The organism is Gilvimarinus gilvus (genome assembly GCF_030518155.1).
Lineage (GTDB): Bacteria > Pseudomonadota > Gammaproteobacteria > Pseudomonadales > Cellvibrionaceae > Gilvimarinus > Gilvimarinus gilvus.
In genome coordinates this window covers 1-411 of the sequence record NZ_JAULRU010000580.1, presented here as the reverse complement: position 1 = coordinate 411, position 411 = coordinate 1, and the positions used below count along the sequence as shown (strand labels likewise).

The 411-nt window shown below is 47.0% G+C and carries 1 protein-coding gene; it reads left to right on the top strand.

Features of this window, described 5'->3' with window-relative positions; translation table 11 throughout:
- On the top strand, nt 1–411 hold a 411-nt coding region (locus QWI17_RS13780), incomplete at both ends, for a glycosyltransferase (RefSeq protein WP_302723100.1).

Here is a 411-nt window from a genome sequence, read left to right as displayed (position 1 = left end):
AATCATATTTTGTTGCGCGCTTGGATAGACTCTAGCTTAGCGGCAGATGCGAATTGTCATCTCGTTTTTGTAGGCAAAAATGATGGCGGTGAATATGGTGCTGAACTGCTGCAGACAATAAAGCAATCTGGCGCTGCAGATCGGATCAAAATTACGGGCTTTGCGGACCTCGACTTGTTCAGAGATTATTTACAAGCGGCCGACATGGCTGTGCAGTTGAGAGGGCTTTCTCGCGGAGAAACCTCTGGTACGGTTCTAGACTGTTTAGCTTATGGTTTGCCAACGATCATCAATAAGAATGGCTCGATGGCAGAGTTGCCAGACGAACCCTTAATGAAGTTAGAGGAAGACGTCGATGCACATCAACTCGCTTCTTTGCTTGAAACCATACGAAACGATGAGGCTCTGAGG